The 12,611-nt window shown below is 62.8% G+C and carries 14 protein-coding genes; 5 read left to right on the top strand and 9 right to left on the bottom strand.

Going from position 1 to position 12,611, the window contains the following annotated elements:
• Window positions 1–86: 86 nt before the first annotated feature.
• The 5 genes from ACTJK4_RS05510 to rpsP all read right to left on the bottom strand — a co-directional run bounded on the left by ACTJK4_RS05510 (window position 87) and on the right by rpsP (window position 3,111).
• A complete protein-coding gene (locus tag ACTJK4_RS05510) occupies window positions 87–791 on the bottom strand; it encodes a CoA pyrophosphatase (protein ID WP_316878041.1) in 705 nt (234 codons plus the stop codon).
• A gap of 105 nt (window positions 792–896) precedes the next feature.
• Window positions 897–1,283, bottom strand: coding sequence for a 50S ribosomal protein L19 (rplS, locus tag ACTJK4_RS05505; RefSeq protein WP_004629138.1), 387 nt, complete (start codon window positions 1,281–1,283; stop codon window positions 897–899).
• Window positions 1,284–1,356: 73 nt separating this feature from the next.
• A complete protein-coding gene (gene trmD, locus ACTJK4_RS05500; protein ID WP_232042313.1) occupies window positions 1,357–2,145 on the bottom strand; it encodes a tRNA (guanosine(37)-N1)-methyltransferase TrmD in 789 nt (262 codons plus the stop codon).
• A gap of 23 nt (window positions 2,146–2,168) precedes the next feature.
• Complete coding sequence (gene rimM, locus ACTJK4_RS05495) at window positions 2,169–2,723, bottom strand: ribosome maturation factor RimM (RefSeq protein WP_440816862.1); 555 nt, start codon at window positions 2,721–2,723, stop codon at window positions 2,169–2,171.
• A 133-nt stretch (window positions 2,724–2,856) separates the two neighbouring features.
• Window positions 2,857–3,111 (bottom strand): 30S ribosomal protein S16, encoded by a 255-nt coding sequence (gene rpsP / locus ACTJK4_RS05490; protein WP_024976244.1) that lies wholly within the window; start codon window positions 3,109–3,111, stop codon window positions 2,857–2,859.
• Between the two features lie 145 nt (window positions 3,112–3,256).
• On the opposite strand from rpsP, the gene ACTJK4_RS05485 reads away from it, so the two are divergent.
• The 4 genes from ACTJK4_RS05485 to ACTJK4_RS05470 all read left to right on the top strand — a co-directional run bounded on the left by ACTJK4_RS05485 (window position 3,257) and on the right by ACTJK4_RS05470 (window position 5,869).
• On the top strand, window positions 3,257–4,333 hold the full coding sequence (locus ACTJK4_RS05485) for a PQQ-dependent sugar dehydrogenase (protein WP_440816859.1): 1,077 nt from the start codon (window positions 3,257–3,259) through the stop codon (window positions 4,331–4,333).
• Window positions 4,334–4,526: 193 nt separating this feature from the next.
• The gene (locus tag ACTJK4_RS05480; RefSeq protein WP_316868629.1) at window positions 4,527–4,919 is read left to right on the top strand and encodes a hypothetical protein; all 393 of its coding nucleotides are present in this window, start codon (window positions 4,527–4,529) and stop codon (window positions 4,917–4,919) included.
• A gap of 123 nt (window positions 4,920–5,042) precedes the next feature.
• On the top strand, window positions 5,043–5,225 hold the full coding sequence (locus ACTJK4_RS05475; protein WP_440816601.1) for a hypothetical protein: 183 nt from the start codon (window positions 5,043–5,045) through the stop codon (window positions 5,223–5,225).
• Window positions 5,226–5,413: 188 nt separating this feature from the next.
• Window positions 5,414–5,869 (top strand): TM2 domain-containing protein, encoded by a 456-nt coding sequence (locus ACTJK4_RS05470; RefSeq protein WP_260802795.1) that lies wholly within the window; start codon window positions 5,414–5,416, stop codon window positions 5,867–5,869.
• Here the strand turns inward: ACTJK4_RS05470 and ACTJK4_RS05465 are convergent, their stop codons facing one another.
• The 3 genes from ACTJK4_RS05465 to ACTJK4_RS05455 form a co-directional block, all read right to left on the bottom strand.
• Window positions 5,870–6,994: a PA0069 family radical SAM protein gene (locus tag ACTJK4_RS05465; protein WP_440816599.1), complete on the bottom strand. Its 1,125-nt coding sequence runs from the start codon at window positions 6,992–6,994 to the stop codon at window positions 5,870–5,872.
• 82 nt (window positions 6,995–7,076) lie between these two features.
• Window positions 7,077–8,696 (bottom strand): alkaline phosphatase D family protein, encoded by a 1,620-nt coding sequence (locus tag ACTJK4_RS05460; protein WP_440816597.1) that lies wholly within the window; start codon window positions 8,694–8,696, stop codon window positions 7,077–7,079.
• Between the two features lie 63 nt (window positions 8,697–8,759).
• Window positions 8,760–9,257 (bottom strand): Lrp/AsnC ligand binding domain-containing protein, encoded by a 498-nt coding sequence (locus ACTJK4_RS05455; protein WP_232042307.1) that lies wholly within the window; start codon window positions 9,255–9,257, stop codon window positions 8,760–8,762.
• Window positions 9,258–9,379: 122 nt separating this feature from the next.
• On the opposite strand from ACTJK4_RS05455, the gene ACTJK4_RS05450 reads away from it, so the two are divergent.
• Window positions 9,380–10,669 carry a D-amino acid dehydrogenase gene (locus tag ACTJK4_RS05450; RefSeq protein WP_232042306.1) on the top strand — a complete coding sequence of 430 codons (1,290 nt, stop codon included), beginning with the start codon at window positions 9,380–9,382 and terminating at the stop codon, window positions 10,667–10,669.
• Window positions 10,670–10,737: 68 nt separating this feature from the next.
• Here the strand turns inward: ACTJK4_RS05450 and ACTJK4_RS05445 are convergent, their stop codons facing one another.
• On the bottom strand, window positions 10,738–12,522 hold the full coding sequence (locus tag ACTJK4_RS05445; RefSeq protein ID WP_260802800.1) for an acyl-CoA dehydrogenase: 1,785 nt from the start codon (window positions 12,520–12,522) through the stop codon (window positions 10,738–10,740).
• Between the last annotated feature and the right edge of the window lie 89 nt (window positions 12,523–12,611).

The following is a 12,611-nucleotide window of genomic DNA, read 5'->3' as shown; positions in this document are numbered from 1 at the left end:
GGATCACGCCGTGAATGCGATGTGCAAGACGATAGCACACAGCGTGCGCGCAACAGCGCACCTTGGGGCCCATATTCGCGCCGACGCTACGCTGCTAACAGGTGATACAGGTTGCGCAGCATGCCGGCCGTCGCACCCCAGATGAAGTGATAACCAGCGTCTGGCGCTTGGTCAGATCGCCCAGATCGTCGATAAGGCATCGCATAGAAACGACGCACACGGTCTTCCCAACGCAGCTCGCGCACTTCGTGGTTGGCCGGGTCCATCAAGAAGGCCAGCGGCACTTCAAACACCTCGGCCACTTCGCTGGGGTCGGGTTGAAGCGTGAAATCGGGCGCCAGCAATCCGACAATCGGGCTCACGTGGAAACCCGTCCCGGTGATGTAGTCAGGCAGGCGACCGATCACCTCAATGTGATTCGCACTGATGCCGACCTCTTCCATCGTCTCGCGCAGCGCCGTGTCGACCATGTCGAGGTCAAAGTCTTCCCGCCCGCCGCCCGGAAAGCTGACCTGGCCGGCATGTTGGCTAAGCGACGCATTGCGTTGCGTCAGCAGCACCGTCAGACCTGCCTCGCGCTGCACCAGCGGCACCAACACCGCCGCCTCGCGCAATTTGAGCGAAGCATCGATCAGGCGGGATTCATCCGTCTGCTCCGGTTGCCAGTCGGGCGGCATCTGCAGCCGCGCGCGTACGAACTCGGCGGTCAATCGCGCGACCCCGAGCGCCGGCAACGATGCCTCGGTCGGCACCACCGGCAACTGCTCAGGATCGAACACGGGACGGCGCATCGGATGGGACTGAATGGTGATGGGCTGACGACATATATGCGGTCAATCTTCCACCGCAAAAGAGAAAAAAGGCACCCGAAGGTGCCTTTTCGCAACGCGTGCAGATTACTCCGCTGCGGCTTCCTTGCGCTTGAAGGTCAGCTTCTCCTTGATGCGTGCCGACTTGCCCGAGCGTTGGCGCAGGTAGTACAGCTTCGCACGGCGCACATCACCGCGACGCTTCACTTCGATGCTGGCAAGCAGCGGCGAGTACAGCTGGAACGTACGCTCCACACCTTCGCCAGAAGAGATCTTGCGAACGATGAACGACGAATTCAGGCCACGATTGCGCTTGGCAATCACCACGCCTTCATACGCCTGCACACGCTTGCGGGTGCCTTCAACGACGTTCACGTTGACGATCACGGTGTCGCCAGGGGCGAACGGGGGGATCGTCTTGTTGGCCGTCAGGCGCTTGATTTCTTCCTGCTCGATTTGCTCGATGAGATTCATCTTTTTCTCCTTGACCATCGTGCCGGCGTTTTGCCCAGTCGGTAGACCGCGGCCCCGGTAGAGGATGGGAACTTCACTTGGCCGAGCCTTCCGGTATGGAAGCCTCTGACCCCTTTGCCGTTATCGCCGCGGCAGCGAGGAAAACCTCATCGCTGCGGGACAACAAACCCTGCTTGCGCGCCGCCTCGATCAGATCGGGCCGCTTGCGCATCGTATTCAACAGCGCCTGCTGGCGGCGCCACTTCTCGATCTCGGCATGGTGGCCACCCAGCAGCACATCGGGCACACGCACACCTTCGTACTCTTCCGGCCGCGTGTAGTGCGGGCAATCCAGCAAACCGTTGACGAAACTATCTTGCACCGCCGACTGCGCATCGCCCAGCACGCCGGGCAACTGCCGGACCACGGCGTCGATGATCGCCATCGCTGCAAGCTCTCCGCCGGAAAGGACGAAATCGCCAAGGCTGATTTCTTCATCTACGCGACGGTCGACCAGACGTTGATCGATCGCTTCGTATCGGCCACACAGCAACGTGAGGGCAGGCAGTTGCGCCAGCTCCATCACCCGCTTGTGTGTAAGCGGCTTGCCTTGCGGCGACAGCAACACCACATGCGAAGGCGAAGGCGCTTGCGCCTCATGAATCGCATCCAGCGCGGCTTCCAGCGGTTTGGCCAACATCACCATGCCTGGACCACCGCCGTAAGGGCGATCGTCCACGGTGCGGTAGTTGTCCGTCGTGAAATCGCGCGGGTTCCAGGTGCGCAACGTGTACACCTGCTGCTTGGCTGCACGGCTGGTGATCCCCCAGTCCGTCAGCGCCCGGAACATGTCCGGAAACAGCGAGACGACGTCGAACTGCATCGCCGAATTCTCCGGCCGCATGTTCAGTAATCCAGACCCCAGTCGACGATGATGCGCTTGCCTGCGACATCCACCGACTTCACGTAAACCTCGACAAATGGTACGAGCCGCTCGACGCCGCCTTCACCGACGATACGCAGGATTTGATGCGCACCGTTGTCGATCAGGCCGCCCACCGTGCCAAGCGTTTCCTGTTGCTCGTTGACGACCGTCGCGCCGATCAAATCGACCCAGTAGAACTCGTCATCGTCCGGCTCGGGAAAATCGGCCCGGCTGACCCACACAGCATAGCCGCGCAGTGCCTCGGCGACGTTTCGATCGGGCGCGGCAGGCGAACCCGCCACCACCGTGCCGCTATGCTCACGCGATGTACCGACGGGAAACACCCGCCAGTCTGCCGACGTTGCCAGTGCGCCAGCAGCCGGCTTGAGCCACCAGGTGCGAGCATTCAGCAACGCGTCAGCATCGCCGTGCAACTGGACCTTGATCCAACCGCGAATACCGTAGGCCCCACCGACATAACCCACCTCGACTAGATCGTCGGGGAGCGTCGGGTTGGTGCCCGCGCCCGGGCGCATGGCTTGCAGCCGTTCAGCAACCTTTTGCGAGGTTGCCTGCGTTGCAGCAGCCACAGGACCGGGCCGTGTCGATGCGGCGCGCGTCACAGCAGGAAGTGCTCGGACGGCACCGTCGATCGACGCATGCTAAAACTTAGGCAGCAGCTTTCTTGCCGTTTTGCTTCACCAGACGGGCAACCGTCGGCGACAGTTGTGCGCCCACGCCTTCCCAGTAGGTCAGGCGGTCTTGCACGATGCGCAGACCTTCTTCGCCTTCACCGGCGAGCGGGTTGTAGAAACCGACGCGCTCGATGAAACGGCCATCACGGCGGTTACGCGAGTCGGTCGCAACGATATTGAAGAACGGGCGCTTCTTGGAGCCACCGCGGGCCAGACGGATCACGACCATGGATCTATTCCTTGAAAAACTGGGTATGCGTACAGAGAAACACGCAAGTATAGCGCAATTTCTCCGACCAAACAAACACTTAGGCGTAGCGAATAAAGATGCCGGGCGGCACGCGCGGCAAGGACGGTACGTAAAGCCCGCCATTGTGGTCGCAGCTTGGCTTGGTGCAGTGACTGCGGCGCTCGCCAAGCTCCCCATCGAGACACTCCACGTACCGCCCGGCTTCCGTGTCGAGGTGCTGACGGACGCGATGCCGGCCGCACGCGAAATGGCGCTTTCTCCAGCCGGCATTCTCTATGTCGGGAGCCGCGCCGGCAAAGTCTATGCGATGTCGTTGCAGACGCCGAATGCGCCCATCCATGTGGTGGCGTCAGGGCTGCAACTCCCTGTTGGCGTGGCATGGCGTGACGGCAACCTTTATGTTTCTGCGGTTTCGCGTGTGTTGCGGCTCGATGGCATCGACAAGCGACTCAGCAATCCACCCGAGCCGATGGCCATCAACGACAAGTTGCCCACGGAAACGCATCACGGTTGGAAATTCATCGCATTTGGGCCGGACGGAAAACTGTATGTGCCTGTTGGCGCACCCTGCAATATCTGCCGCCCCGATGAAAACCGGTACGCCAACATCATGCGCATGAACGCCGACGGCAGCGGACTGGAACTGGTGGCGCGCGGCATTCGCAACACGGTCGGCTTCGACTGGCATCCGACTACGCACGAATTGTGGTTCACCGACAACGGCCGTGATCTGATGGGTGACGACGTGCCCGACGACGAGTTGAACCGCATCACTCAACCCAATCCTCACTTCGGCTACCCGTTCTGCCACGCGGGCAACATTCCAGACCCGGAATTCGGCGCCGGGCACCCGTGCAGCAACTACGTCCCGCCTGTCGCCAAGCTCGGGGCGCACGTGGCGGCGTTGGGCATGCGGTTCTATGCAGGGGGCAGCTTTCCGGCGGAGTACCGAAACAATATCTTCATTGCCGAGCACGGCTCGTGGAACCGATCGTCAAAGGTGGGCTACCGCGTCATGCGCGTCGTGTTGGACGCCGCCGCCGGCACTGTGACGAAGCAGGAACCATTCGCTCACGGCTGGCTGCAGGGCGAACACGCATGGGGACGTCCAGCCGATGTGCTGGTGGCACCTGACGGCAGCTTGCTCGTGTCGGACGACCTAGCCGGCGCTGTGTATCGCATCCGCTACACAGGGAAATGACCTAGGCGTCGCCCCTCGCCATGGCAAAGCGTGCACGAAACATCTCGTTACACGGGTAACGTTCGGACAGTGGATGCCTACTGAGTGAAGCCTTACATTGACAAGCATGAACACGCGCAGTCGATCTCTGTTGCACACACCAGAAACACGCGGCGCGTGGCCCTCTCGAATCCTTGCCCGACAGGAGATAGCCATGCCGATTCGCGCATTGCTTCGCCCCTTGGCGGCAGGCGTTCTGATCGTCGCCTCTGCGGGCGCTGTGGCTGGCAACGCATCGGCGCGTCAAGCCGCCGTCGCCTTTGCAGAATCCGCCATGCCCGTCTGGACGCAAACGGCACAGACGATGCCGCAGGAACGTCCGTTGGTGGCGCAATTCTTTGCCGACACGCGTAGCGAGCAGGCCGCCCGCATCCGCGCGCAAATGGAGCGCATGGAAGCGCGCGCCCGCGCCGATGATCGCCTCAATGGTCGGGTTCAACCTCGGGACGGCGGCGGCCGCGGCGACTGGCAGCAACAGCAAGAACGCATGCGCCAGGAACGCGGCAACGGCGACCAAGGTAACTGGCGCGGCTCGCGCCGGGGCTGACACACACCGCCGTATTTCGCATCCCGGAACTTGGCGGGAGCACCTGAGTCGGATTGGAGGCCACGTGCACACGTTTGGCGTGCCCGTGACATCACACCAAACACAACGACAACAGGTGCTCCAATGTCATTTCCCCTCCACCGCCATGCGCGGCTTATCCTCGGCCTGGTCTGGACCACGGCCTTTATGCTGGTGCTCGCTCACCTGCTCTACGGTGAAGTCGGCTCGCGCCATCAGACACCCCAACTGCAGCAGGACTCGACGGTGTCGATGAGCGTGCTGTCGCTGCGTCCGGTTCCGATTTAGTGATTCTGCCCTTCCTGCCGCAAGCGCCCCGCAGCGCTGCGCGCGTCCGGCCGAACTGACGGCCTCTTCTTCCAGTTGCTGATGCGTCTTTAGGACGCGCTCCCGGCGCCGCCATTTTTGGCTGCGCCGCGGCTGATGTTGGGCGTAGAATGCGCGGCGCAGCTCTTGCCGTGTGTTCACCGCCCGCTATGCCTACGACCGCTCTTCAGAAAAAATCCAAGCTGCTGACCGTACTGCTCGCCTTCCTGTTCGGAAGCGTGGGCGCGCACCGCTTCTATCTCAAGGGCAAACGCGATTTCTGGGCGTGGTCGCAAGTGCTTGCCATGGTGCTCGGTGCGATTGGCGTGGCGCTGCTGTGGTCGACACAGCGTGCGAGCGTCCCGGGTTGGGTCTGCGCAATAATCGGTGGATCTTCAGTGCTCGCGGGCTATCTGTCTGCGCTGGTCTACGGCCTGCGCCCCGACGAAAAATGGGATGCGCAATTCAATGCCGACGGCGCGCCCACACATTCGGGCTGGCCTGTCGTGCTGCTCAGCATCTTCACGCTGATGATCGGCACGGGCCTGCTGATGGCCGGCCTCGCCATCACCTTCCAGACGTATTTCGAAACGCAGGTGCAGGCGGCGAAAGAGCTGTCGCAGTAGTCAAAACAGACTGCCTTGGCGTTCGTCAACGGGCTTGCTTGACTTGACGGTGCGCGCGGGCGGTTTGAACTGCGACGTGTCGAGCACCAGTTCGTTGTACCGGTGGTAACTGAAGCCGAGCCTGTCGGCGGTCTTGTAGAAACGCTGCCGCAATAAGTCCGCCCAGATGCCGGTGCCGCGCATGCGCGTGGCGAAATCCGCCTTGTAATCGTGCCCGCCGTGCAGGTCGCGGATACGGTTCATCACGCGTTGCGCCCGGTCGGAAAAATGCGCCATCAGCCAATCCTGAAATACCGCGTTCAGCTCGTTCGGCAAGCGCAACACGATGTAGCTCGCGTATGAGGCGCCCGCTTCGCGCGCGGCTTCCAGAATCTGCTCCATGCGATCGTCGGTGATGAAGGGGATCATCGGCGCGACGCTGACACCCACCGGAATACCCGCCTCGGCCAGCGTGCGAATGGTGCGCAGGCGGCGCGATGGCGTGGCGGCGCGAGGCTCCAGCTTGCGCGCCAGATCGGCGTCGAGCGTGGTGATGGTCACGGCGGCTACGACGAGGTTCTTTGCGGCCATCGGGGCGAGCAGATCGATGTCACGCTCAATCAATGTCGACTTGGTGATGAGCCCGACCGGGTGATCACAATCGTGCAGCACCTGCAGCACGTCGCGCGTGATGCGCAGCTCGCGCTCGATCGGTTGATACGCATCGGTGTTCACGCCCAGCGCAATTGCCTCGCAGCGGTAGCTGGGCTTGGCCAGCGTTTCGCGCAGCACCTCGGCGGCATTGGTCTTGGCGAACAGTTTGGTCTCGAAATCGAGACCCGGCGACAACTCCAGGTACGCGTGCGTCGGCCGCGCAAAGCAATACACGCAACCGTGTTCACAGCCACGATACGGGTTGAGCGACACCCCAAACGGAATATCCGGCGACTGGTTATGGCTCAGGATCGAGCGGGCGCGTTCGATGGAGACAGAGGTCTGGATGCGCGCCGGCGCGTCGTCCGGATCGAGATGCCCGACGAGCGGTTGCCAGCCATCGTCGACGCGCGTGCGTTCGTCGCGTTCGAAGCGGCCTTGCAGATTGGAAGTGGCGCCGCGTCCCTTGCGGGGGACGTGGCGATCGGACATATCGGACACAGCGGAACAGAATGGATGCGGGGGCCTACTGATCGTATCGCATCCGATCCCGCTGCGCTGCGGGTGACGGTGGCTACGCCTCGGGATCGAGCTTCACTTCCCAGAGCGATTTGCCGTCGAGATCGTGGAGCGACACGTGCATCGTGCGCGTGGCCGGGTCGATCTTGGCGCGGCCGTAATACTGCTGCAGGGCTGCAGGCGACTGGTTCTGCGGATTGTCCTTGGGAATGCTGATGTAACGCAGGTCCGGCCCAAAGGTTGGGTCCACTACGTTCGGCCCGAACGTGCCTGCATTGATCGGCCCGCCGACGAATTCCCAGAACGGTTTGAACTCCGTGAACTTTGCGCGCGACGGGTGGTAGTACGTGGCCTGTGCGTAGTGCACGTCAGCCGTTACCCACACCACGTTCTGGATGTTCTCCTGCTTGATGAAGCGCAGGATCTCGGCCAACTCAAGTTCGCGGCCCGACGGCGCACCGTCATCCGCATTCGCCCACGCTTCGTAGGTGCCTTTGGGCACATCGGGGTTCAGATCGGGCACCACCAGCGAGATCGGCATGTCGCTGGCAATCACCTTCCACGTCGCCTTCGACTGCTTGAGCGATTGCTTCAGCCACGCCGTCTGCGCCGGACCAAGGAAGGCCGAATCGGCATCCAGCCGGGTCTGGCGGTTCGGCGAGTTGCGCCCGCGGTAGCTGCGCTCATCCAGCATGAACACGTCGAGCAGCGGCCCGTATTGGAACGCGCGATAGATTTGCTCGGGGTCGATCGGGTTGAAGCGGAACGGGTTGTACTCGAACATCGCCTGCTTCGCACGCGCGGCCAATAGCGACGCACTGCGCTCCTGGTAGCGCTTCTCTTCCGGGCCGATCTGCTGGCCCGGGTACCAGTTATTGCGCACTTCGTGATCGTCCCACTGCACGAGGAACGGCACTTCAGCCGAGAACGCGCGCTTGTTCTTGTCGAGCTGGTTGTAGGCGAATGCGCCGCGGTAGTCGTCGAGCGTCTGTGCAACGTGCGACTTCGCCTCGGTGACGAGGTTCGTCCACAGCGAGCCGTCGGGCAGTTTCACCTCGGCCTGGATCGGGCCGTCGGCATAGATCTGGTCGCCGGAGTGAATGAAGAAGTCGGGCGATTCGCGACGCATCGCTTCGTACAGACGATAGCCGCCGAAACGCTCGTTGATGCCCCAGCCCTGGCCGGCCTCGTCGCCAGAGAAGACAAAGCAGACCGGGCGATTGGCCGACACGGGCGCCGTGCGAAAACGGCCGGTGACTGGCTCGCTAAACGCCTTGTCGTGCACGAGATCCTGGAAGCGGGCGCGGTAGAACAGGTCAGCGCCGGCAGGCAGGCCCGTCAGGTCAACGCGGGCTGTGAGGCCGCCGCTTTCGAGCGCTACTGGGCCAACGCGGCGCGCGAGATTCTTGAAGGCGGCGTCTGTCGAATATTCGACGATCATGCGCGCAGGGCGGTCGGTGCGGCTCCAGACGATGGCGCTGTCAGCCGTGATATCGCCGCTCATCACACCGCCAGGCAGTTGGGGGCGCAGGCGCTCGGACGTCACTGCAGCTGGCGCGACGCCCTGCGCCAGCACATCGCTAATACGCGAGCCCAGCAACGCGGTACCGCTGGCGGAAACGAGACCCTTGATCAGCGTGCGGCGGGTCGGCTTGACGATCGGCTGGTCGGACATGCGGGCTCCGGTGTCTTTAATGAGATACCGGCCAGCCTAAGGCGTTTGCGTGACAACGCTACGTCACCCGCTCGCTTCTGTCACATCGATGGCGAGCGTCTCCTTGATCTCCTCCATCACGATGTAACTCTTGGACTGCACGGCGCCCGGCAACTGCAGCAGGATGTCGCCCAGCAAGCGGCGGTATTCGCTCATCTCGCGAATGCGCGCCTTGATGAGGTAGTCGAAATCGCCGGAGACGAGGTGGCACTCCAGCACTTCGGGAATGCGCAGCACCTCGCGCCGGAACTGCTCGAACATATTGCCGGATTTGCTGCCCAGGCTGATCTCCACAAACACCAGCAGCGATGCACCCAGCATGGCTGGATTGAGCCGCGCGTAGTAACCCAGGATGAAATGCTCGCGCTCCAGCCGTTTGACGCGCTCGATGCACGGCGTGATGGTCAGGCCGACCGCCTCGGACAGCTCCTTCATCGACAGCCTTCCGTCTTTTTGCAGCAGATCGAGGATGCGCCGATCGAGCTTATCGAGGGCCCGGACAGGCTTGCGCTGGGTTCGCATGGTTGAAAACGCCTCAAAATCGAAGTTGTTTCTGTTTCCCTGAAATATACAGAAACAATTACTAGTGTTGTGCGAATACGATAGCGACATCTATCGCAAATGCATCTCCGGGGAGTATCACCATGCGCGTGCTCGTTCTTGGCAGCGGCGTGATTGGCGTCAGCAGCGCCTATTACCTGGCCCGCGCGGGCCATGAAGTCACCGTCGTCGACCGCGAAGCCGGTCCGGCGCTGGAGACGAGTTTCGCCAATGCTGGCCAGATCTCGCCGGGCTACGCGTCGCCGTGGGCCGCCCCGGGCGTACCGCTCAAGGCCATCAAGTGGATGTTTCAGCAGCACGCGCCGCTCTCCATCCGCCCCGACGGCACCCTCTTCCAGCTCAAGTGGATGTGGCAGATGCTGCGCAACTGCGACGCCGCCAGCTATGCGCAAAACAAGGAGCGCATGGTTCGCCTGGCTGAGTACAGCCGCGACTGCATCCGCGACCTGCGCGCCGACACCGGCATCGCCTACGAAGGCCGCCAGCAAGGCACGCTGCAAATCTTCCGCACCCAGCAACAGCTCGACGGCGCCGCGAACGACATCGCCGTGCTCGAGCGCGCCGGGGTGCCCTACGAACTGCTTTCGCGCGACGACCTCGTGCGCAGTGAACCAGGCCTGGCCTCGACCCGCCACAAGCTGGCCGGTGGCTTGCGCCTACCCAATGACGAAACGGGCGATTGCCAACTTTTCACCACGCGCCTGGCCGCAATGGCGGAAAAGCTCGGCGTGCGCTTCCGTTTCAACAGCACGATCAACAGCCTCATCTTCAAGAACGACGCCGTACGTGGCGCGCTGGTTGACGGCCAGCCGATCGACGCCGACTTGGTCGTCGTGGCGCTGGGCAGCTACAGCACGCCGTTCCTGAAGAACCTAGTGAACGTGCCGGTCTACCCGCTCAAGGGTTTCTCAATCACCGTACCGATGACGGATGCGGAGAAGAGCCCCGTGTCCACCATCCTGGACGAGACCTACAAAGTAGCCGTGACGCGCTTTGACGACCGCATCCGTGTGGGTGGCATGGCGCAGATTGTCGGCTACGACAAGCGCCTCGACCCGGGCAAGCGCAAGACGCTGGAGTTCGTGGTCAACGATCTGTTCCCGGGTGCAGGTGATGTGTCGCGCGCGTCGTTCTGGACCGGCCTGCGCCCGATGACGCCGGACGGCACGCCCATCGTCGGTCAGACGCCCGTGCGCGGCCTGTGGCTCAACACGGGCCACGGCACGCTGGGTTGGACCATGGCATGCGGCTCGGGCAAGCTGCTGTCGGATCTGGTGTCCGGCCGCTCGCCTGCAATCCGCTCGGATGACCTGTCGGTGTATCGCTACCTGGGCGGCACGCCGATGCCAGCAACCAAGCCCGCGCTGGCCTGATCGCCTACGCTGCAGACAATCAAAAAGGGAGGCCGAAGCCTCCCTTTTATTTGTGCCGCTGACGCCGCTTAGAACTGCACTTCCGGCACCGCACCGATCGTCTCGCCGCCCGTCAGCACACTCTGCGCAATACCCGGCGCCTGCGTGAGCAACACGTCAGCGAACACGCGCGCCGTGGCGATCTTCGCGCCGTAGAAGTTCGGGTCTTCGCTCTCTCGGTCGATGGCCACCAGCAGCGCACGCGCCATCTGCCAACCCGACAGCACGATGCCGCACAGGCGCAGATACGGCACGCTGCCCGCGAACACGGCGTTCGGCTGCGCCTTGGTCTGCGCGACCACAAAGCGTACCACCGATTCAAGCGCCTCACGGCCGGCTGCCAAACGCACACGCATCGCGTCGCAATGCGCACCGCCCTTCGCCGCCAGCGCCGCTTCCACCTTGGCGATTTCCGCGCAGATGCCCAACGCCACCGCGCCGCCGTCACGCACCGTCTTACGGCCGATCAGGTCGTTGGCCTGGATGGCCGTGGTGCCTTCGTAGATCGGCAGGATGCGCGCATCACGATAGAACTGCGCGGCGCCCGTCTCTTCGATAAAGCCCATGCCGCCGTGCACCTGCACGCCCATGCTGGTGACGTCAATCGACATCTCCGTGCTCCAGCCCTTCACGATCGGCACCAGGAATTCGTACAGCGCTGCGTTCTGCTTGCGTGCAGCTTCGTCGGCAGCATGATGGCCAGCATCGCACGCCGCGGCGGCCACGTAAGCCAGCGCGCGAGCGCCTTCGGTCATGGCACGCATCGTCAGCAGCATGCGCTTGACGTCGGGGTGGTGAATGATGGGCACGGCCTTGGCAGCAGAGCCATCTACCGGGCGGCTCTGCACGCGGTCGCGTGCATAGGCGACAGCCTTCTGATACGCGCGCTCCGACACGCCGATGCCCTGCATGCCCACCGCATAACGCGCCGCGTTCATCATGATGAACATGTATTCCAGGCCGCGGTTTTCTTCGCCGACCAGCGTGCCGATCGCGCCGCCGTTGTCGCCAAATTGCAGCACGGCCGTCGGGCTCGCCTTGATGCCGAGCTTGTGTTCGATCGACACGCAGTGGGCATCGTTGCGCGCACCCAGCGAGCCGTCTTCATTGACCATGAACTTCGGCACCACGAACAGCGAGATGCCCTTCACGCCCTCCGGTGCGCCCGGCGTGCGCGCCAGCACAAGGTGGACGATGTTCTCGGCCATGTCGTGCTCGCCCCAGGTGATGAAGATCTTCGTGCCGAAGATCTTGAAGGTGCCGTCGCCCACGGGCTCGGCGCGCGTGCGCACGAGTGCCAGGTCGGAGCCGGCCTGGGGCTCGGTCAGGTTCATCGTGCCCGTCCATTCGCCCGAGATGAGCTTGGGGACAAAAAGCTGTTTCTGCTCTTCGGTGCCAGCCGTCAGCAATGCCTCGATGGCGCCATCCGTCAACAACGGGCACAGTGCGAACGACAGGTTGGCCGCGTTCAGCATTTCGATACACGCCGTGGCGATCAGCTTCGGCAGGCCCTGGCCGCCGTATTCCAGCGGATGCTGCACGCCCTGCCAGCCGCCTTGGCCGAACTGGGCGAACGCTTCCTTGAAGCCCGCCGTGGCCGTGACGACGCCGTCCTTCCAGCTGCTCGGGTTACGGTCGCCATCCACATTCAGCGGCGCAACCACTTCACCGGTAAAGCGCGCGCTTTCTTCCAGCACGGCCTGCGCCGTATCGGCGGTAGCGTCTTCAAAGCCGGGCAGCTTGGCGACGTTGTCCAGGCCGGCCAACTCGTTCATCACGAACAGCATGTCCTTGACTGGGGCTTGATAGGTCATGTCTCTCTCCAACTCTTGTTAAGCGCGATCAGGACAGTGCCTCATCGAGTGCGTGACGCACTCTCCTGATGGCGCTCACGTACAAAAAA

The sequence above is a fragment of the Ralstonia sp. 22111 genome, assembly GCF_052045895.1.
GTDB classification, from domain to species: Bacteria; Pseudomonadota; Gammaproteobacteria; order Burkholderiales; family Burkholderiaceae; genus Ralstonia; species Ralstonia wenshanensis.
Note: the sequence above shows the minus strand (reverse complement) of the source record. Positions and strands in the feature narration are given on the sequence as shown.